A 19,861-nucleotide genomic window follows, 5' to 3' on the forward strand; every position below is an offset into this window, starting at 1 on the left:
CGGGTAGGACATAGCCGCCACCCGGCAAAGGAATTACGGGCGATACACCTTCACATTGGCAAACCCCTGCTCGCGCAGATAGAGCGCCTGCAGGCGACTCATTACGCCGCGTTCGCACCATAGCAGCCAGGTTTTGCTCTGATCGAGGTCGCCAAATTTAGTGCTCAGCTTGTAGAAAGGCAGCGAAACGACGTCGACGCCTTCCACTTTCAGCGGCTTGTCATCCTGCTCATCGACAGAACGGATATCCAGAATCACGTCGTTCGGGCCGAAACCGCTCACGGTTTCTACTTCCACCACCTCCTGCTGGGTCTGCTGGGCGATTTCACGAATATCGACGTTGTTCGCTTCTTCTACCACCTTATCGAGAATACTGAAGTCGAAGTTTTCTTCTTCGGCTTCAATTTTCGCTTTAATGGCTTTCACCGTCGGACTTTTTGAAATCACGCCACAGTATTCCGGCATCGTACGGGCAAAATCTTCCGTACCAATCTGGCGCGCCAGGTTGATAATGTGCTCTTTATCGTAAGAGATCAGCGGGCGCAGGATCAGCGTGTCAGACACGTTATCGATCAAGCGCAAGTTGGTTAGCGTCTGGCTGGACACCTGGCCCAGCGCTTCGCCGGTCACCAGCGCCTGTACGCCGTAACGTTCCGCCACTTTCGACGCCGCGCGTACCATCATACGTTTGAGCACCACGCCCATCTGGCCGTCGTCGACTTTCTCCAGAATCTCGCCGACCACTGGTTCAAAGTTAATCGCCACAAAACGCACGCGATGGGAGCTGCCAAAGCGGTTCCACAGGTAATGCGCCACCTGGCGAACGCCGATTTCATGCGCCGCGCCGCCAAGGTTAAAGAAGCAGTAGTGTACGCGACAGCCGCGACGCATCAGCATATAGCTGGAGACGCCGGAGTCAAAACCGCCGGAGATCAGCGACAGCACATCTTCCTGGGTGCCAATCGGGAAACCGCCAATACCTTCATAACGCCCTTTGATCAGCAGCAGGCGATCATCTTCCACTTCCAGATGCACCGTCACATCCGGGTTAGTGAGCTTCACGCGCGCCGATTCAATATGCTGATTTAATCCGCCGCCGACATAGCGCTCCACCTCAATGGAGCTAAACTCATGCTTACCGCGACGTTTTACGCGCACGCAGAAGGTTTTGCCTTCAAGCTGCTCGCGATACTGCGCCAACGCTTTCTCGAAAATGTCGTGCATATCGGTGAACGGCACATCTTCGACTTCAAGAATATGGTGGATCCCCGGAATGCGGGTCAGCGCGTCGCGAATCGCCAGACGCTGGTTTTCATCTTTGGCGCGAACTTCAATGTTATCCCAGTGACGGACAACCGCGAGGGTCTCATCGTAGTGCTTTAAAACGTTACGGATGTTCCCGGTTAAAATTTTTATAAAGCGCAAACGCACAGATTGGCTTTTGATAGTGATTTCCGGGAACAATTTAATGATAAACTTCATGGCGGCAATGGTTCTTTAGCAAGCTATCTAAGGCTTGTCGTGGAGAAATAGTACAGCAGCCCATACCTACGGCTGCATCCAGGCGCGGAAGTATATCACTATCACGGACATCTTGCGCATTTCCCCTTACCATTGCGCGTTATTTGCTTATCAGTGTGAGTCCGTTACCATAGACTTGTGCTGCCATTACAGAGAGTCAAACAGTCATCATGCCGAAGAAAAATGAGGCGCCCGCCAGCTTTGAAACTGCGCTGAGCGAGCTGGAACATATTGTTACCCGCCTGGAAAGCGGCGATTTGCCGCTGGAAGACGCGCTGAATGAATTCGAGCGCGGCGTACAACTGGCGCGTCAGGGGCAGGCAAAACTGCAGCAGGCGGAACAGCGCGTGCAAATTTTGCTGTCTGATAATGAAGAGGCTTCACCTGAGCCTTTTATCGCGGATAATGAGTAAATGGACTTTACGCAGCAGCTACAGGCTTGCGTAACGCAAGCGAATCAGGCGCTGAGCCGTTTTATCGCGCCACTGCCCTTTCAGAACACTCCCGTGGTCGAAGCCATGCAGTATGGCGCATTATTAGGCGGTAAACGCCTGCGGCCATTTCTGGTTTACGCCACCGGTCAAATGTTTGGCGTCAGTACGGCAACGCTGGATGCGCCAGCTGCGGCGGTCGAATGCATTCATGCCTATTCGCTGATCCATGACGACCTGCCAGCGATGGACGATGACGATTTGCGTCGCGGCCTGCCGACTTGCCATATTAAATTTGGCGAAGCCAACGCAATCCTGGCGGGAGACGCGTTGCAAACGCTGGCGTTTGCCATTATCAGCGACGCGCCGATGCCGGAAGTCACCGATCGCGATCGTATCGCGATGATCGCCGAACTGGCGAACGCCAGCGGCATCGCCGGCATGTGCGGCGGTCAGGCATTGGATCTGGCGGCAGAAGGCCAGCGGATCACTCTGGACGCGCTGGAACGCATTCATCGCCATAAGACCGGCGCGCTCATTCGCGCCGCCGTTAGACTTGGCGCATTGAGCGCGGGCGATAAAGGACGGAATACTCTGCCGATACTTGACCGCTATGCAGAGAGTATCGGCCTTGCCTTCCAGGTTCAGGATGACATTCTGGATGTGGTGGGCGATACTGCAACGTTAGGTAAACGTCAGGGCGCAGACCAGCAGCTTGGCAAAAGTACCTACCCTGCACTTCTGGGTCTTGAGCAAGCCCGGAATAAAGCCCGGGACCTGATAGAGGACGCCCGTCAGTCGTTACATCAGCTGGCCGCGCAATCACTGGACACCTCGGCACTGGAAGCGCTAGCGAACTACATAATCCAGCGTGATAAATAAACCCCATATCCAATGAGCTTGCGATGAGTTTTGATATAGCCAAATACCCTACCCTGGCATTGGTCGACTCCACCCAGGAGTTACGACTGTTACCGAAAGAGAGTCTGCCGAAACTCTGCGACGAGCTACGCCGCTACTTACTCGACAGCGTAAGCCGTTCCAGCGGGCATTTCGCTTCCGGGCTGGGCACGGTAGAACTTACCGTGGCGCTGCATTATGTCTACAACACCCCGTTTGACCAGCTAATCTGGGATGTTGGACACCAGGCTTATCCACATAAAATCCTTACCGGTCGTCGCGACAAAATCGGCACCATTCGCCAGAAAGGCGGTCTGCACCCGTTCCCGTGGCGCGGAGAAAGCGAATACGATGTGCTGAGCGTTGGGCATTCCTCCACCTCTATCAGCGCCGGTATCGGTATTGCCGTGGCGGCGGAGAAAGAAGGCAAAGATCGCCGCACCGTCTGTGTGATTGGCGACGGCGCCATCACCGCCGGTATGGCGTTTGAAGCAATGAATCACGCAGGCGATATCCGGCCCGACATGCTGGTCATTCTGAACGACAATGAAATGTCGATTTCGGAAAACGTCGGCGCGCTCAACAACCATCTGGCGCAGCTACTTTCCGGTAAGCTTTACTCTTCTCTGCGCGAAGGCGGAAAAAAGGTCTTCTCCGGCGTACCGCCAATTAAAGAACTGCTCAAGCGTACCGAAGAACATATTAAAGGCATGGTTGTGCCGGGCACACTGTTCGAAGAGCTGGGCTTTAACTACATCGGGCCGGTCGATGGTCACGATGTCATGGGGCTTATCAGCACATTGAAGAACATGCGCGACCTGAAAGGCCCGCAGTTCCTGCATATCATGACCAAGAAAGGCCGCGGCTATGAGCCCGCGGAAAAAGATCCGATCACTTTCCATGCGGTGCCTAAATTTGATCCCTCCAGCGGATGTTTGCCGAAAAGCAGCGGCGGTCTGCCAGGTTATTCAAAAATCTTCGGTGACTGGCTGTGTGAAACTGCCGCCAAAGACAGCAAGCTGATGGCGATCACCCCGGCAATGCGCGAAGGTTCCGGCATGGTGGAATTTTCACGTAAATTCCCGGATCGCTATTTTGACGTCGCCATCGCCGAGCAGCATGCCGTCACCTTCGCCGCAGGTCTGGCGATTGGCGGCTATAAGCCCGTCGTGGCGATCTACTCTACTTTCCTGCAACGCGCCTACGATCAGGTCATCCATGACGTCGCTATCCAGAAACTGCCGGTCATGTTCGCCATCGATCGCGCCGGTATCGTTGGCGCGGATGGGCAAACACACCAGGGCGCATTCGATCTCTCCTATCTGCGCTGCATCCCGGATATGGTGATCATGACGCCAAGCGACGAAAACGAATGTCGCCAGATGTTATTTACCGGGTATCACTATAACGACGGCCCGACGGCAGTACGTTATCCACGCGGTAATGCGCAGGGCGTGGCGCTAACCCCGCTGGAAAAACTGCCTATTGGTAAAGGCCTTGTGAAGCGTCATGGCGAAAAACTGGCGATTCTGAACTTTGGCACCTTAATGCCTGAGGCGGCGAAAGTCGCCGAAGCGCTTAACGCCACGCTGGTCGACATGCGCTTTGTTAAGCCGCTGGACGACACGCTAATTCTGGAGATGGCCGCGCAGCATGACGCGCTAGTGACGCTGGAAGAAAACGCCATTATGGGCGGCGCTGGCAGCGGCGTAAACGAAGTGCTAATGGCCCATCGTAAACCTGTACCTGTGCTGAATATCGGTCTTCCGGATTTCTTTATCCCGCAAGGAACGCAGGAAGAAGCCCGCGCGGAACTGGGGCTTGACGCCGCAGGCATTGAAGCCAAAATCAAGGCCTGGCTGGCATAATCCCCTCTTTGCTCCTGCTATGCTTGAAGAGTGACGGGTATAACAGGAGCGGAGTCATGCAATACAACACGTTAGGAAATACAGATCTTCGGGTGTCCCGCCTTTGTCTGGGCTGTATGACATTCGGCGAGCCGAGTCGCGGCAATCACGCCTGGACGCTTCCCGAAGAGAGCAGCCGTCCCATCATCAAGCGCGCCCTTGAGGGCGGCATTAACTTTTTTGATACCGCCAACAGCTACTCCGACGGCAGCAGCGAAGAGATTGTCGGCCGCGCGCTGCGTGATTTCGCCCGGCGCGACGAGGTGGTGGTAGCGACGAAAGTCTTCCATCGCGTCGGCGATCTGCCGGAAGGATTGTCCCGTGCGCAAATCCTGCGCTCTATTGACGATAGCCTCACCCGTCTGGGAATGGAGTATGTCGATATCCTGCAAATCCACCGCTGGGATTACACCACGCCGATAGAAGAAACTCTGGAAGCGCTAAACGACGTGGTGAAGGCGGGTAAAGCCCGCTATATCGGCGCTTCCTCAATGCACGCCTCACAATTTGCCCAGGCGCTGGCGCTACAAAAACAACACGGCTGGGCGCCGTTTGTCACCATGCAGGATCACTATAACCTGATCTACCGCGAGGAAGAGCGTGAGATGCTACCGCTGTGCTGGCAGGAAGGCGTCGCCGTGATTCCGTGGAGTCCGCTGGCGCGCGGGCGCTTAACTCGCCCCTGGGGAGAAACCACGGCCCGGCTGGTCTCGGATGACGTGGGCAAAAATTTATACGCTGAAAGCGATAAAAATGATGCGCAAATAGCGGAACGGCTGGCTGGCGTCAGCGAGGCGCTTGGCGCAACGCGAGCGCAGGTTGCGCTGGCCTGGCTACTCAGTAAACGAGGCGTCGCCGCGCCGATTATCGGCACTTCGCGTGAAGAGCAGTTAGATGAGTTGCTGAATGCCGTTGATTTAACGCTCAAACCGGAGCAGATTGCCGAACTCGAAACGCCGTACAAACAACATCCGGTGGTGGGATTTAAATAATCTGCCATTGCCCGATGGCGCGGCGCTTATCGGGCCTGCGAAATCGACATATTGTTCGGGGGTAGGCCGGATAAGGCGTTTACGCCGCCATCCGGCAAACCCTTTAAATAATACCGAGCGGCCAGTGATGACCGATAAAATACAGTATGCCGGCGGATATCACGCCGGCGACGATATCATCGATCATAATCCCCATGCCGCCGTGCACGTTGCGATCAAACCAACGGATCGGCCAGGGTTTCCACATATCCAGAATGCGGAAAATAACGAACCCGGCAGCCACCCACTGCCAGTCCGTCGTCGGCAACGCCATTAGCGTTATCCACATACCGATAAATTCATCCCAGACAATACTGCCGTGGTCGTGTACGCCCATATCTTTCGCCGTCTGATGGCAAAGATAAACGCCAATGCAGATCCCAAACATCACGACCAGCGAATAAAGCTGCCACGGCAGAAACGTCATCAAATACCAGAAGGGGATCGCCGCCAGCGAGCCCATCGTGCCCGGCACCACAGGGCTCAGCCCGCTGCCAAAGCCGGTAGCGAGCAGGTGCCACGGATTGCGCAAATTCAGGCGGCTTTTCGCAACATCTTTATGGCGTGGCAAAATGGTCATATCCTTTCCAGTCAAAAGTGACAGGTTCTCCGTCACGCACAAAGGCGATCCCTTCGATATCCGCCGTCATTTGCCCGATACAGGTAAACGGCACGCCCAGATGACCAAGCGCGACATCCAGCGCGCCACGGTTCAGCTCCGGGACGGTAAAGCACAGTTCATAATCTTCGCCGCCGGATAACATCCAGCGAAGCTTTTGTTCGGGATCATTGGCATGTCCCCACAGTTCTTCGGAGTCAGGCAGCGCCTCCAAATCGATTCGCGCGCCGCAGTTGCTGGCTTGCAGAATGTGACCAAGATCGGAGATCAAACCGTCGGAAAGATCGATCGCCGAACTGGCGAGATCGCGTAGCGCCTGTCCTTGTAAAATACGCGGCGTCGGGCGCAGATGGCGTTTGACCAGATAGTCGGCATCCCCCCAGCTTCCCACGCGAAAATCACCCCGTAGAATCGCCAGCCCGGCAGCGCTATCGCCCAACGTGCCAGTAACATAAATCCAGTCGCCCGGTTTTGCGCCAGAACGTTTCAGCGCCCGACCGGCTGGCACAAGGCCATGAATACCGAGCGTCATCGACAGCGGGCCGCGCGTGGTATCGCCGCCAATGAGCTGCATGTCGTAGTAATCCAGTTGTTCAAACAGGCTGTCGCTGAACGCGGCAAGCCACGCCTCATCGACGTCAGGAAGCGTGAGCGCCAGCGTTAACCATGCCGGATCGGCGCCCATCGCCGCCAGATCGCTTAAATTCACCGCCAGCGCTTTATACGCTAGATCGGCAGGATCGATATTGGGTAAGAAATGGATGCCCGCCACCAGCGTATCGGTACTGATCGCCAGGGTCTGCTTTTCAGGAATATTCAGGAGCGCGCAATCGTCGCCAATACCGGTTTCAACATCAAGACGAGAGCTTCTTACACGGTCAAAATAACGGGCAATCAGGGAAAACTCGCCACATGCCATACGTTATGCCTCAGCAGAAAAAAAGAAAAGGCCGGAGACGGCGGGTATCCATCGCCCGCTATCTTTCCGGCCTGTGAATCACTTTTTGTTGGGACGAATCACCGGAGCTGCTTTATCCAGTACGCCGTTGACGAATTTGTGGCTGTCTTCAGCGCCAAAGGTTTTCGCCAGTTCAATCGCTTCGTTGATGGCCACTTTATAAGGCACATCGCTGCGTTTTGACAGCTCAAACAACGCAATACGCAGCACGGCTTTTTCAACCTGTCCCAGCTCTTCAAGCAGGCGGGACAGATACGGTTTCATTAAACCATCCAGGTACGCGCTGTTAGTCGCCACCCCGGATAGCAGTTCACGGAAATAGAGAACGTCGACGTCTTTTACGTCCTGTTCCGCCAGGAACTGGTATTCAACATCAGCGATGTCGTTCTGGGACAACTGCCAGGAGTAAAGCGCCTGGACGGCACACTCACGGGCGCGGCGACGAGCAGCAGGTTTCACGGAATTCCCCTTACAAAAAATCAGGCCTTAATGGCTTTCAATACATTAATCATTTCAAGCGCGGTCAGCGCAGCTTCTGCGCCTTTATTACCGGCTTTTGTACCAGCACGTTCGATGGCTTGTTCAATACTCTCGGTGGTCAGAACACCAAAGGCTACCGGCACGCCGCTGTCCTGGGCAACGCTTGCCAGGCCATTGCTGGCGCCGCCTGCCACATATTCAAAGTGCGCAGTCCCCCCGCGAATCACGGTTCCCAGCGCAACCACGGCGTCATATTTACCGCTTTTCGCCAGCGCTTCGGTCGCCAGCGGCAGTTCATAAGCGCCAGGCACCCACACTACGGTAATATTATCATCTTTTACCTGACCAATACGCGTCAGGGCATCAACCGCGCCATCCAGCAGGCTGTCGTTGATAAACTGATTGAAACGCGCAATAGTGATGGCGACACGAGCGTCAGGGGCTGCAACGTTAGCTTTAATAATGTTCATATTCTCTCTTCCAGGGTTCATTTGGCCCCGCAGGGGGGCGGATTTTATCATAATAATTTGAGCGCTGCTCCCCTTTCGACGGGAGAACTCATGCGCTCACCATATGCAGGCAAACATCCGGGCCGACATGGCGTATTTCGCTGAAGGTAAATTGCGGCGCGTCGGCGAGCTTCTCAAGCCCCGGCAATTCGCATAATCCCCGCGCCTGGGTTCCCAACAATTTAGGCGCGACATAGACAATCAGTTCATCCACCAGCCCGGCTTGCAACAACGCGCCTGCCAGTCCCGGTCCGGCTTCAACCCATATGCTATTAATCTGCTGCCTGCCTAACTGCATCATCAGTACAACCAGATCCAAATGTCCGTTGTGCGCCGGCACGCTGATAGTACGAACCGCATCGGGCCACGCGCGGCTATCTTCCTGGGTACGCGCGATCCACGTTTCGCCAGGCTGCTGCACAATACGATGCGCAGGCGTTACCCGGTTTTGGCTGTCGATAACAATTCGCACCGGCTGGCGCAGATTTTCCTGCGGGTAAGACGCCTGCGTAGAGGCATCTAACTCCGCCCAACGCACCGTCAAGGCCGGATCGTCAGCCAATACCGTCGCGCTACTGGTTAAGATAGCGTGGCTTTGCGCACGCAAGCGCTGAACGTCGCGCCGGGCCTGCGGCGAGGTGATCCACTGGCTTTCGCCGCTGGCCATCGCCGTCCGTCCGTCGACGGAGGCGCCCAGTTTAAGCTGAAGATAAGGGAATCCGGTACGCATCCGCTTGAGGAAGCCTTTATTGAGCGCCTCCGCTTCACTCATCATTAACCCGTGGCTGACCGCAATACCCGCCTGTTGCAGGCGATACAGCCCACGCCCGGCGACCTGTGGGTTCGGGTCCTGCATCGCGGCGACCACGCGCGCGACGCCGGCCGCAATCAGCGCATCGCAACATGGCGGCGTTCGCCCATGATGGCTACAGGGTTCAAGCGTGACATAGGCGGTTGCGCCTTTGGCTTTTGCGCCCGCCATCCGCAGCGCATGAACCTCGGCGTGCGGCTCTCCGGCGCGATGGTGATAACCTTCGCCGACGATGTCGCCATTGTTAACAATGACACAGCCGACATTAGGGTTCGGGTGAGTGGTGAAACGTCCACGCTGCGCCAGTTTGAGCGCTCGCGCCATGTAAAACTCATCCTGCATGGCTTAGTCCTGTAGGCGAGCGATTTCTTCGCCAAAGTCTTTGATATCTTCGAAACTGCGATAGACGGAGGCAAAGCGAATATACGCGACTTTATCGAGTTTTTTCAGCTGCTCCATGACCAGGTTGCCAATCATCTTGCTGGGAACTTCACGCTCCCCAGTGGCACGTAATTGTGACTTAATATGGTTCAATGCCATTTCAACATCATCTGCGCTGACGGGTCTTTTTTCCAGCGCTCTCAACATGCCGCTACGCAGCTTATCCTCATTAAAGGGTTCGCGCACATCGTTGCTTTTTATCACACGCGGCATGACCAGTTCAGCCACTTCAAAGGTCGTAAAGCGTTCATTACACACCAGGCACTGCCGACGGCGGCGCACGGACGAGCCCTCGCCTACAAGACGAGAGTCAATGACTTTGGTATCTACGGCGAAACAAAATGGGCAATGCATACGGCGTCCTGACCAGATGATTTAGGAAATGCTATTTTACCCTGAACTGGCGCGACAACAAAGGCGGAGCGCTTTTGAGATAAAGGATCGGTGCCTTTGTGCGTATAGCGCACTACCATTACGCTATCGAACCATGAAGGAAATGATCGACATGACAAGACGTTACCTAAGAATTCTCCTGGTGGGAAGTCTCTTGAGCCTGACCGCCTGCGCGCCGCAGAGCGAAGTTCGCCAGATGCATCAAAGCATTAGCACCCTGAATAAAGAGATGACCCAACTGAATCAGGAAACGGTAAAAATTACCCAACAAAATAAGCTGAATGCGGAGTCAACCCGCGGCGTCTATTTGTTGCCTGGCGCCAATACGCCTGCCCGGCTGGAGAGCCAGATCGGTACGCTACGTATGACATTGCTGGAAATTACGCCTGTCGCAGACGGCGCTCACGCAACGTTACACATTCAGGGCGAGTCCCGCGATCCGCTGCCGGCATTCAGCGCTACCGTAGAGTACGGGCAACTTCAGGGCACTACGGAGAACTATCAGGAGGTGAATGCACAGAGCCTTCTGGTAAATGCCCCTGCCAGCTTGCTGGCGCCCAGTGATGTCAATATTTCGTTACCGTTGAAGGGGATCACACCGGCGCAGTTAGGCTTCATTCGCATCCATGATATTCAGCCTGTTAATCAATAAACGTTCTGGCGGAGCGTTTTGTGCGTTCCGCAACATCCCCCGCGCGACTTTTGTTGCCCTACTGACATTTCCGTCATTTATGACATGGATTGGTAATATTCATGAAAGATAGTACTGTCGCCGCGTCTAAAATGCGCAAACGTGAACGCAATCGATTACGTAAATGATAGATATGTGAAACAAGACATATTTTTGTGAGCAATGATTTTTATAATAGGCTCCGCAGAAACACGAAATATTTAGAAACGCAAATTGCGTTCTTTTCACTCCCGCAAGGGATTTCAAACAGTGGCATACATATGAAAAAAACTTTACTCGCAGTCAGCGCAGCGCTGGCGCTCACCTCATCTTTTACTGCTAACGCAGCAGAAAATGATCAGCCGCAGTATTTGTCCGACTGGTGGCACCAGAGCGTAAACGTGGTAGGCAGCTACCATACCCGTTTCTCGCCGAAATTGAACAACGACGTCTATCTGGAATATGAAGCATTTGCCAAAAAAGACTGGTTTGATTTCTACGGCTATATCGATATTCCCAAAACCTTTGATTGGGGTAACGGCAACGATAAAGGTATCTGGTCCGACGGTTCTCCGCTGTTCATGGAAATCGAACCGCGTTTCTCAATTGATAAGCTGACCGGCGCAGACCTGAGCTTCGGCCCGTTTAAAGAGTGGTATTTCGCCAACAACTACATCTACGATATGGGCGATAACAAAGCCAGCCGCCAGAGCACGTGGTATATGGGTCTGGGGACCGATATCGACACCGGCCTGCCGATGGGTCTGTCGCTGAACGTGTATGCGAAATATCAGTGGCAAAACTACGGCGCGTCCAATGAAAACGAATGGGACGGCTACCGTTTCAAAGTGAAATACTTCGTCCCCATCACCGATCTGTGGGGCGGTAAACTGAGCTATATCGGCTTTACCAACTTTGACTGGGGATCTGATTTAGGCGACGATCCGAACCGTACCAGCAACTCCATCGCTTCCAGCCATATCCTGGCGCTGAACTACGATCACTGGCACTACTCGGTCGTTGCGCGTTACTTCCATAACGGCGGACAGTGGCAGAATGGCGCAAAACTGAACTGGGGCGACGGCGATTTCAGCGCGAAATCTACCGGCTGGGGCGGCTACCTGGTCGTGGGTTACAACTTCTAAACCTGCAAAAAAGGCCAGAGGTCGTCCTCTGGCCCGTTTCGGGCGCATGCTGCCATGCGGCGGCGAGTCGCGCCCACTTCACATTACTTCCGGCGATGCCACCAGCCTAAAAACAGACCTGTCGCAATCCCGACCAGCGTTGGTGCCGCCAGATCGTGCCAGATAGTAATGCTCAACTCTGTGAGCGTCATATTGCCGCCTTTGTTGCAATGGCAACGGTTCGCGGCTATCCTCAACTTGTCTGGAGTCAAGTTAGCCCCCGTAATGTTGCCGGTGAATACCGAACAATGTGCGGGGGTTTTCTCTTTCCAGCGACAAGGCCACCGGGGATCAAGCCCCCGCAACATTGCGCCTCACCGGGTTGCCCCGGCTTACCGCTGATTCTACTCTGCTCGCCAGTATCGGCAGGACTTAAAAACAAAAAAATCCCAACCTTGCGATCGGGATTCCAGTGACAATGTATGCGTTACAGGACATTTGGGGCTGGCGACAAACTCCGGGGCTGAAAAAATGCCAGATTGCATCCGACCTACGAAAACCAATAATTCATTTATATTGCGGATTCCGTTGGGTGGAGCGAAGCGTAACCTAACATTCAACAGCACCAACAGCTTTGTCAGCAGTCTGCTTATTTCTTTTTGTTCATCATCGCTTTCAGATCGGCAAACGGGTTATAAGTCGCCTCGCCGACATCTTTTTGCGCATCTTCCCCGGCAATGACCGTCGAACCGTACTGATCGGCTTCGGTATATTTAGAATGCTCATGATCGTGGCAGTAGAGGCACAATAGCTCCCAGTTGCTGCCGTCTTCCGGGTTATTGGTGTGGTCATGATCGATATGATGCACCGTCAGCTCACGCAGATTTGAATACACAAACTCACGGGAACAACGTCCGCACACCCACGGAAACAGCTTCAGCGCTTTTTCACGATAGCCGCTTTCCAGGCGCGCGTAGTTTTTTGGGATGATAGCCATAATTAACAGGTACCTGAATAATACAAAGGGTTATGCCCAGTTTCCCGCGAAGCCGGGCTTTTAGCAATGATTCTGTGCAACTTATATATCCAGGTAAGCAAGGCTATTTCAGGCAAACTGATGACCAATCAACCCGTTTTACAAGCGTTAGAGGTATCGCTATCACATCTTACGGCATTTTTTCGTGCTCGACTTTTCGCAAAAAATCACGCAAAGAACGGTCGATTGTTTCACGAAATCGCCGGTTAAGCGGAGTAATTTGTAAACAGCGATCGAGGCGAAAACACCGATAGTCTTCCCGTCTCTCACACCAGGCAACCAGCAGCCAGTGCTCTCCCCAGAAAAACAATCCCAGCGGTTGTATATCCCGCGAAGAGAGATGCCCCGCTTCATCACGATAATGTAGCGCCAACACCTGCTGCGCCGAAACGGCCTGATGGATAAGATCAAACGCGCTGCGCGAATGTGGAGATGTACCCAAATCCGGAGCGTAAATCCGTGTCTGCTCCGCTTTACGGCGGCTCTCTTCCGGCAAAATGGCCAACACTTTTTCCTGGGCGGATTCAAGCTCGCGTGATAGCGAATCGCCGCCCCAGGTTTTCAATAACCGTATAGCCACCATCAGTGCTTCCGATTCACGATGGGTAAGCATCAAGGGTGGCAGATCAAAACCTGCCATTAAACGGTATCCGCTCCCCGCTTCACCTTCGACAGGCACACCGGATAACGACAGATCGCGAATATCGCGATAAATCGTCCGTTCAGAAACCGCAAGCCGCTGTGCCAACAGCGCTGCCGTCGTCAGTCGTCTACCCCGCAAAATTTGCACGATCTGAAACAAACGGTCAGCGCGTCTGGTCATATTGACTCTCTACATTTAGCAAATATCACGCAGGTTGATGTAAACCTATTCGGTTGCCTTCGCTGTCAATAAACAACGCGATGGTTCCAATGTCATCTCCGGGAACCATGGGTTCCAGAACACACTTGCCACCGGCAAGGACGACACGTTCAATCGAGGCTAACAAATCGGCGGTATGCAGATAAATAACGACTCCCTGCGCAACTGGAGCGACATCATCCTGCTTTATCAGCGCTCCGCCGGGTCCGGGTTCAGCATACGGGAATACGGCCAGGTCCGCCCCATCCATGGTTTCCCGACGTAACGATATCTGCATCACTTGCTCATAAAAGGCGATTGCACGCGCCATATCAGTAACTGGAATTTCAAACCAGTTAATCAAGTTTTTCATACATCCTCCTGCGAGTGTGGGTAAATTCATGAGGAGTGTATGACAGGGCTCCTGACAGCATACTGTCAGTAATGTTTATCGTCATGGTACATAAATAAAAAAATCCCGATCGCATGACCGGGATTCAGATAACACTTAAATACGTGTTTACGGCAGAATGGACGGCTGATCCGCCCCTTCTTTTTCGACTTTCTGCTGCAGCATATGCTCGCGCTTCATACCGAGTTTCAGCGCCAGCGCCGATGCGACATAGATAGAAGATGCCGTACCAATAGAGACACCGATCAGCATCGTCAGCGAGAAGCCTTCCAGTACCGGACCGCCGAAGAGGTACAGCATCAGAATTACCACTAACGTCGTACCGGAGGTAATCAACGTACGGTGTAGCGTCTGGGTCAGCGACACGTTAAAGATTTCGTAAGGCGTCCCGCGACGGATTTTGCGGAAGTTTTCACGAATACGGTCAGAGACCACGATACTGTCATTCAGCGAGTAACCGATCACCGACATCAACGATGCCACAATGGTCAGGTCAATCTCGATATGGAAAAGCGACAGTATCCCCAGCGTAATGATCACGTCGTGCGCCAGCGCGATGACCACCCCTGCCGCCAGTCGCCACTCAAAGCGGAAACCGACATAAACGAGGATAGAGATCAACGCCACCAGCAGCGCCATAGCGCCGGTTTGCGCCAGATCGGCGCCCACGCTTGGCCCCACGAATTCAATACGCTTCACGGCCGCATTCTGGTTGGTGGCTTCATTAATGATCGTCACCACTTTGCTACCCAGTACCTGACCGCCGGTTTCACCTTCGGTTGGCGGCATACGCACCATAATGTCGTGACTGCTGCCAAAGTTCTGCAACTGCGGCTCTTCATAGCCCGCTTTTTGCAGCGCTTCGCGCATCACGTCCATTTCAGCCGGTTTTTCCAGCGTGATTTCAATTACCGTACCACCGGTGAAATCCAGCCCCCAGTTAAACCCGCGTACGCCCATAATGACAATGGCCGCGATCAGCAACAGCCCGGAGATGCCGAATGCCCAGAAGTCCCAGCGCATAAAGTCATAGACTTTACGGCCGTGGTTTAGTTGTTCAACAGTGTATTCCTGTGCCACATCGCACTCCTCAGATTGACAGCTTAGTGACGCGCTTGCCGCCATATAGCAGGTTTACGATAGCACGCGTACCGATAATCGCGGTAAACATCGACGTCGCCACACCGATACCGGTCGTAATCGCGAACCCTTTAATTGCCCCGGTACCGACAGCATACAGAATGATGACTTTAATCAGCGTCGTGATGTTCGCATCGAAGATGGAACTGAACGCGCCGGCATAGCCTTCGTTTATCGCCTGCTGTACCGTGCGGCCATTACTCAACTCTTCTTTGATACGTTCGTTAATCAGAACGTTGGCGTCGACCGCCACCGCAAGGGTTAACACGATACCCGCAATCCCCGGCATACTGAGCGTTGCCCCCGGCAACAGCGACATGATACCGACAATCAACACCAGGTTAGCCACTAACGCGCTGGTCGCAATCAGACCAAACTTCTTATAGAAGAAGATCATGAACAGGATGGAGACCACCAGACCGGCCAGACAGGCTTCCAGGCCCTGCTTGATGTTCTGCATACCCAGAGTCGGGCCAATGGTGCGCTCTTCAACGATCTGAATCGGCGCAATCAGGGCGCCCGCACGCAGCAACAACGAGAGCTGACGCGCTTCGTTCGGGTTGCTGATACCGGTAATACGGAAGCTGTTACCCAGCCGGGACTGGATGTTGGCAATGTTAATCACTTCTTCCTGTTTCACCAGTACGGCGCGACCGTTAGCGTCTTTCTTACCGCTGTCTTTATACTCCACAAACAGGGTCGCCATCGGTTTGCCGATATTGTCCTTAGTGAAGTTAGACATGATATTGCCGCCTGCGCTATCCAGCGAGATGTTAACCTGCGGTTGGTTATATTCATCCTGGCTGGACGTCGAGTCGGTGATATGGTCGCCGGTGAGGATCACGCGTTTGTACAATACCACCGGCTGACCTTCGCGGGTCTGTTTCACTTCGGAATCACCCGGTACGCGCCCGGCAGCAGCGGCGGCCTGGTCAACGTTGGTATTCACCAGACGGAATTCCAGCGTCGCGGTCGCGCCGAGAATTTCTTTCGCGCGAGCGGTATCCTGGATACCCGGCAGCTCAACCACAATACGGTCTGCGCCCTGGCGTTGTACGACAGGCTCCGCGACGCCCAGTTGGTTAACACGGTTACGCAGAATATTAATGTTCTGCTGAACGGCGTATTCACGCGCTTCGCTCAGGCGCGCATCGGTCATTACCGCGCGAAGTTGATTACCGCTCTGGCTGGAAATCACCAGGTCACGATGACGCGGCGTCAGATAGGCGATCGCCTCATCACGCGCTTTGCTGTCACGGAACGTGATGCTCAACCCATAATTATTTTCTTTACGAACGGTGGTATAAGGAATGCCTTTTTCACGCAGATCGCTGCGCAGGCTATCGATATTTTGTTCCTGGAGTTTACCTAACGCGGTATCCATATCCACTTCCATCAGGAAGTGAACGCCGCCGCGCAGATCAAGACCGAGCTTCATCGGATCGGCGTGAATAGCCGCCAACCAGCGCGGCGTAGCCGGCGCAAGGTTAAGCGCCACGACATATTTATCCCCCAGCACGCTCATCAGCGCTTCACGGGCGCGTAGCTGGGTATCGGTGGTGTCGAAGCGCGCAAGAATAGCGCCCTCTTCCAGTGCCACAGACTTAGCGGGAATTTTTTCTTCTTGTAACGTTTTCTGGACCTGGATCAGCGTTTGCTCACTGGCGGCGACGCCGCGCACGCCAGTGATTTGAACAGCCGGATCCTCACCATACAGGTTGGGAAGTGCGTAAAGCAGGCCGACGATAATCACGACGACCAGCATGATGTACTTCCACAAAGGATAACGGTTTAACACGGCAGTTCCCTTTGGGAAAACGAAATATTACAGCGCCTTCATGGTGCCTTTCGGCAGAACGGCAGCTACGAAGTCACGTTTGATAACCACTTCCGTGGTGTCATTCAGCGCGATGGCAATGTAGCCGGCTTCCGCTACTTTGGTCACTCGACCGACCAGACCGCCATTCGTCAGAACTTCATCACCTTTCGCAATGGAGTCCATCAGCTTTTTGTGCTCTTTGGTGCGCTTCTGCTGCGGGCGCAGGATCATGAAATAGAAAATCAGACCAAACACCACCAGCATTAAAATCAGAGACATCGGGCTGCCCTGCGCTGGAGCACCTGTTGCCGCTACCGCATCAGAAATAAAAAAGCTCATTCAAATTCCCTCATTATTAAAATTAATCAACGTTCAAAGGTGGAACGGGTCGCCCCTGACGTTGGTAAAACTCGGTTACGAAGCTCTCTAATTTACCCTCTTCAATAGCCTTGCGTAAACCCGCCATCAAACGCTGGTAGTAACGCAAGTTATGAATGGTATTGAGACGCGCACCTAATATTTCGTTGCAACGGTCGAGATGATGCAAGTAAGCGCGTGAATAATTGCGACAGGTGTAGCAATCGCACTCGGCGTCAAGCGGGCTGGTGTCGCTTTTATGCTTTGCATTACGAATCTTCACCACGCCGTCGGTCACAAACAGATGACCATTACGGGCATTTCGCGTTGGCATGACACAGTCAAACATATCAATACCGCGACGCACCCCTTCCACCAGATCTTCCGGTTTACCCACGCCCATCAGGTAACGCGGTTTGTCAGCCGGGATCTGCGGGCAAACGTGCTCCAGAATGCGGTGCATATCTGCTTTCGGCTCACCGACAGCCAAACCGCCGACAGCGTAGCCATCAAAGCCAATCTCTACCAGACCTTTCACCGAGATATCGCGTAAATCTTCGTAAACGCTGCCCTGAATGATGCCAAAAAGCGCATTCTTATTGCCAAGGCTATCAAAACGGTCGCGGCTACGCTTCGCCCAACGCAACGACATCTCCATCGAGCGTTTAGCATAGTCCCAGTCTGCCGGGTACGGCGTACATTCATCAAAGATCATCACGATATCGGAACCGAGATCGTACTGGATCTCCATCGACTTTTCCGGATCGAGGAAAATCGGATCGCCGTTGATCGGGTTACGGAAGTGCACGCCTTGCTCGGTAATCTTACGAATATCGCCGAGGCTGAAGACCTGGAAGCCGCCGGAATCGGTGAGAATCGGCCCTTTCCACTGCATAAAATCGTGCAGATCGCCATGCAGCTTCATGATTTCCTGACCCGGGCGCAGCCACAGGTGGAAAGTGTTGCCGAGAATAATCTGCGCGCCGGTCGCTTCCACTTCTTCCGGCGTCATGCCTTTCACGGTACCGTAAGTACCCACAGGCATAAAGGCTGGCGTTTCCACTACGCCACGATCAAACACCAGACGACCGCGACGCGCACGACCATCGGTGGTATCTAACTCAAATTTCATTATCACTCCTGCGTCAGAAAAACAGTCCGACGTTTAACGACTCGCTACGGAATGATTCCATAGCTAATAAATTCCCGAAGACGTCATCGGCGCAGCCAGTTTGGGGTCGACCAGCGCACAGCCACCGGAGCGTACACGCAGTACGTGAGGATGGCGAGCACTGCCCGGCGTCAAAATGGCAAGTGAGATAGCCTTCTTACGGACGCTCAGAAATAGCCTGCGGATTGTACGTGATAAACATCGCGTCCCCGTAGCTAAAAAAGCGATATTTTTGTTCTACCGCAGTCTTATAGGCATTCATGGTGTGTTGATAACCGGCAAATGCGGAAACCAGCATAATCAACGTCGATTCCGGCAGATGGAAGTTGGTGATCAGCGCATCAATCACTTTGTATTGATAACCTGGATAAATAAAGATTTGCGTATCGCCGAAGAACGGCTCTATCAAATCGCTTTTTGCCGCCTGCGCCGCGCTTTCCAGCGAGCGTACCGAGGTGGTGCCGACAGCAATCACGCGGTTGCCGCGCGCTTTCGCCGCCAGCACCGCGTCGACCACCTCTTGCGGCACCTCAGCATATTCGGAGTGCATGATGTGATCTTCAATGGTATCGACACGCACCGGCTGGAAAGTGCCCGCGCCTACGTGTAGCGTAACAAACGCCATTTCGACACCTTTCTCACGAAGCGCCGCCAGCAGCGGCTCATCAAAGTGCAGCCCCGCGGTCGGCGCGGCGACGGCGCCCGGTTTTTCACTGTAGACCGTCTGGTACAGTTCGCGGTCGGCGTCCTCGTCCGGACGGTCGATATACGGCGGCAACGGCATATGGCCGATGGCGTTAAGAATATCCAGCACCGGACGCGGGTCATTAAACTCAACTTCAAACAGAGCGCCGTGACGCGCGGTCATGGTCGCGTGAATACTTTCGTCGTCGCCCAGCAGCAGTTCCGTACCCGGTTTTGGCGCTTTAGAAGCGCGAATATGCGCCAGGATGCGTTTATCATCGAGCATACGTTCGACCAGCACTTCTATCTTGCCGCCGCTGGCTTTACGGCCAAAGAGCCGCGCCGGGATCACGCGGGTATTATTGAAGACCAGCAAATCGCCAGGGTTGAGCTTATCGAGCAGATCGGTGAAAGTACCGTGCGTCAGCGCGCCCGTCGGCCCCTCTAATGACAGCAAACGGCAGCGACTGCGTTCCGGCTGTGGGTAGTGGGCAATCAGGGATTCGGGTAGTTCAAAGGAAAAATCGGTAACGCGCATGACTCTGACTCAGACTAAAATAAGAGGCGGGTAGTCTAGTGCCGGGGCGTTCCCGCTGCAACCGTTAC

22 protein-coding genes and 1 pseudogene are annotated in these 19,861 nt (G+C 54.0%); 7 read left to right on the forward strand and 16 right to left on the reverse strand.

Annotated elements, in window-relative coordinates; translation table 11 throughout:
* Window positions 1-33: 33 nt before the first annotated feature.
* Window positions 34-1,482 carry a tRNA uracil 4-sulfurtransferase ThiI gene (gene thiI, locus QEN31_RS17355; RefSeq protein WP_000668650.1) on the reverse strand — a complete coding sequence of 483 codons (1,449 nt, stop codon included), beginning with the start codon at window positions 1,480-1,482 and terminating at the stop codon, window positions 34-36.
* A gap of 209 nt (window positions 1,483-1,691) precedes the next feature.
* Here thiI and xseB point away from each other — a divergent pair, with 209 nt between their 5' ends.
* The 5 genes and pseudogenes from xseB to QEN31_RS25455 all read left to right on the forward strand — a co-directional run.
* Window positions 1,692-1,934 (forward strand): exodeoxyribonuclease VII small subunit, encoded by a 243-nt coding sequence (gene xseB / locus QEN31_RS17360; protein ID WP_001124944.1) that lies wholly within the window; start codon window positions 1,692-1,694, stop codon window positions 1,932-1,934.
* Complete coding sequence (gene ispA / locus QEN31_RS17365; RefSeq protein ID WP_000348076.1) at window positions 1,935-2,834, forward strand: (2E,6E)-farnesyl diphosphate synthase; 900 nt, start codon at window positions 1,935-1,937, stop codon at window positions 2,832-2,834.
* Between the two features lie 23 nt (window positions 2,835-2,857).
* Window positions 2,858-4,720: a 1-deoxy-D-xylulose-5-phosphate synthase gene (gene dxs / locus QEN31_RS17370; RefSeq protein ID WP_000006777.1), complete on the forward strand. Its 1,863-nt coding sequence runs from the start codon at window positions 2,858-2,860 to the stop codon at window positions 4,718-4,720.
* Window positions 4,721-4,776: 56 nt separating this feature from the next.
* Window positions 4,777-5,751: an aldo/keto reductase gene (locus QEN31_RS17375; RefSeq protein WP_001199870.1), complete on the forward strand. Its 975-nt coding sequence runs from the start codon at window positions 4,777-4,779 to the stop codon at window positions 5,749-5,751.
* Window positions 5,752-5,758: 7 nt separating this feature from the next.
* Window positions 5,759-5,850 (forward strand): annotated as a pseudogene (locus tag QEN31_RS25455) (hypothetical protein); the annotation flags it as partial.
* Window positions 5,851-5,854: 4 nt separating this feature from the next.
* On the opposite strand, the gene pgpA reads toward QEN31_RS25455, so the two are convergent.
* From pgpA to nrdR, 6 genes are all read right to left on the reverse strand, one after another.
* A complete protein-coding gene (gene pgpA, locus QEN31_RS17380) occupies window positions 5,855-6,370 on the reverse strand; it encodes a phosphatidylglycerophosphatase A (RefSeq protein ID WP_000154063.1) in 516 nt (171 codons plus the stop codon).
* Window positions 6,348-7,328, reverse strand: a complete 981-nt coding sequence (gene thiL, locus QEN31_RS17385; protein ID WP_000752137.1) for a thiamine-phosphate kinase — start codon at window positions 7,326-7,328, stop codon at window positions 6,348-6,350. The genes pgpA and thiL overlap by 23 nt, the downstream gene beginning before the upstream one ends.
* A 78-nt stretch (window positions 7,329-7,406) precedes the next feature.
* Window positions 7,407-7,826, reverse strand: a complete 420-nt coding sequence (gene nusB / locus QEN31_RS17390; RefSeq protein WP_000801129.1) for a transcription antitermination factor NusB — start codon at window positions 7,824-7,826, stop codon at window positions 7,407-7,409.
* A gap of 20 nt (window positions 7,827-7,846) precedes the next feature.
* Window positions 7,847-8,317, reverse strand: a complete 471-nt coding sequence (gene ribH / locus QEN31_RS17395; protein ID WP_001021372.1) for a 6,7-dimethyl-8-ribityllumazine synthase — start codon at window positions 8,315-8,317, stop codon at window positions 7,847-7,849.
* An 88-nt stretch (window positions 8,318-8,405) separates the two neighbouring features.
* Entirely contained in the window at window positions 8,406-9,509 is a 1,104-nt protein-coding gene (gene ribD / locus QEN31_RS17400; protein ID WP_001150216.1) for a bifunctional diaminohydroxyphosphoribosylaminopyrimidine deaminase/5-amino-6-(5-phosphoribosylamino)uracil reductase RibD, read from the reverse strand.
* A 3-nt stretch (window positions 9,510-9,512) separates the two neighbouring features.
* Window positions 9,513-9,962, reverse strand: a complete 450-nt coding sequence (nrdR, locus tag QEN31_RS17405; protein WP_000543533.1) for a transcriptional regulator NrdR — start codon at window positions 9,960-9,962, stop codon at window positions 9,513-9,515.
* Window positions 9,963-10,113: 151 nt separating this feature from the next.
* Between nrdR and QEN31_RS17410 the strand changes: the two genes are divergently transcribed.
* Window positions 10,114-10,653 (forward strand): DUF3251 domain-containing protein, encoded by a 540-nt coding sequence (locus tag QEN31_RS17410; RefSeq protein WP_000198484.1) that lies wholly within the window; start codon window positions 10,114-10,116, stop codon window positions 10,651-10,653.
* Between the two features lie 299 nt (window positions 10,654-10,952).
* Window positions 10,953-11,816 (forward strand): nucleoside-specific channel-forming protein Tsx, encoded by an 864-nt coding sequence (locus QEN31_RS17415; RefSeq protein WP_000752021.1) that lies wholly within the window; start codon window positions 10,953-10,955, stop codon window positions 11,814-11,816.
* Between the two features lie 83 nt (window positions 11,817-11,899).
* Here the strand turns inward: QEN31_RS17415 and QEN31_RS17420 are convergent, their stop codons facing one another.
* From QEN31_RS17420 to queA, 9 genes are all read right to left on the reverse strand, one after another.
* Window positions 11,900-12,007: a type I toxin-antitoxin system toxin Ldr family protein gene (locus tag QEN31_RS17420; protein WP_000176312.1), complete on the reverse strand. Its 108-nt coding sequence runs from the start codon at window positions 12,005-12,007 to the stop codon at window positions 11,900-11,902.
* Between the two features lie 437 nt (window positions 12,008-12,444).
* The gene (gene yajD, locus QEN31_RS17425) at window positions 12,445-12,792 is read right to left on the reverse strand and encodes an HNH nuclease YajD (protein ID WP_000974818.1); all 348 of its coding nucleotides are present in this window, start codon (window positions 12,790-12,792) and stop codon (window positions 12,445-12,447) included.
* A 169-nt stretch (window positions 12,793-12,961) separates the two neighbouring features.
* The gene (locus tag QEN31_RS17430) at window positions 12,962-13,654 is read right to left on the reverse strand and encodes a helix-turn-helix transcriptional regulator (protein ID WP_000198318.1); all 693 of its coding nucleotides are present in this window, start codon (window positions 13,652-13,654) and stop codon (window positions 12,962-12,964) included.
* Between the two features lie 25 nt (window positions 13,655-13,679).
* Entirely contained in the window at window positions 13,680-14,045 is a 366-nt protein-coding gene (locus tag QEN31_RS17435; RefSeq protein ID WP_000793035.1) for a VOC family protein, read from the reverse strand.
* 147 nt (window positions 14,046-14,192) lie between these two features.
* Entirely contained in the window at window positions 14,193-15,164 is a 972-nt protein-coding gene (gene secF, locus QEN31_RS17440; protein ID WP_000046629.1) for a protein translocase subunit SecF, read from the reverse strand.
* Between the two features lie 10 nt (window positions 15,165-15,174).
* Window positions 15,175-17,022: a protein translocase subunit SecD gene (secD, locus tag QEN31_RS17445; RefSeq protein ID WP_000934811.1), complete on the reverse strand. Its 1,848-nt coding sequence runs from the start codon at window positions 17,020-17,022 to the stop codon at window positions 15,175-15,177.
* Window positions 17,023-17,049: 27 nt separating this feature from the next.
* Window positions 17,050-17,382 (reverse strand): preprotein translocase subunit YajC, encoded by a 333-nt coding sequence (gene yajC / locus QEN31_RS17450; RefSeq protein ID WP_000007628.1) that lies wholly within the window; start codon window positions 17,380-17,382, stop codon window positions 17,050-17,052.
* Between the two features lie 22 nt (window positions 17,383-17,404).
* Complete coding sequence (gene tgt / locus QEN31_RS17455) at window positions 17,405-18,532, reverse strand: tRNA guanosine(34) transglycosylase Tgt (RefSeq protein WP_000667305.1); 1,128 nt, start codon at window positions 18,530-18,532, stop codon at window positions 17,405-17,407.
* A 196-nt stretch (window positions 18,533-18,728) separates the two neighbouring features.
* A complete protein-coding gene (gene queA, locus QEN31_RS17460; RefSeq protein ID WP_001266530.1) occupies window positions 18,729-19,793 on the reverse strand; it encodes a tRNA preQ1(34) S-adenosylmethionine ribosyltransferase-isomerase QueA in 1,065 nt (354 codons plus the stop codon).
* Window positions 19,794-19,861 lie beyond the last annotated feature (68 nt).

The organism is Salmonella sp. SA15303, from assembly GCF_029962125.1.
Taxonomy (GTDB): Bacteria; Pseudomonadota; Gammaproteobacteria; order Enterobacterales; family Enterobacteriaceae; genus Salmonella; species Salmonella enterica.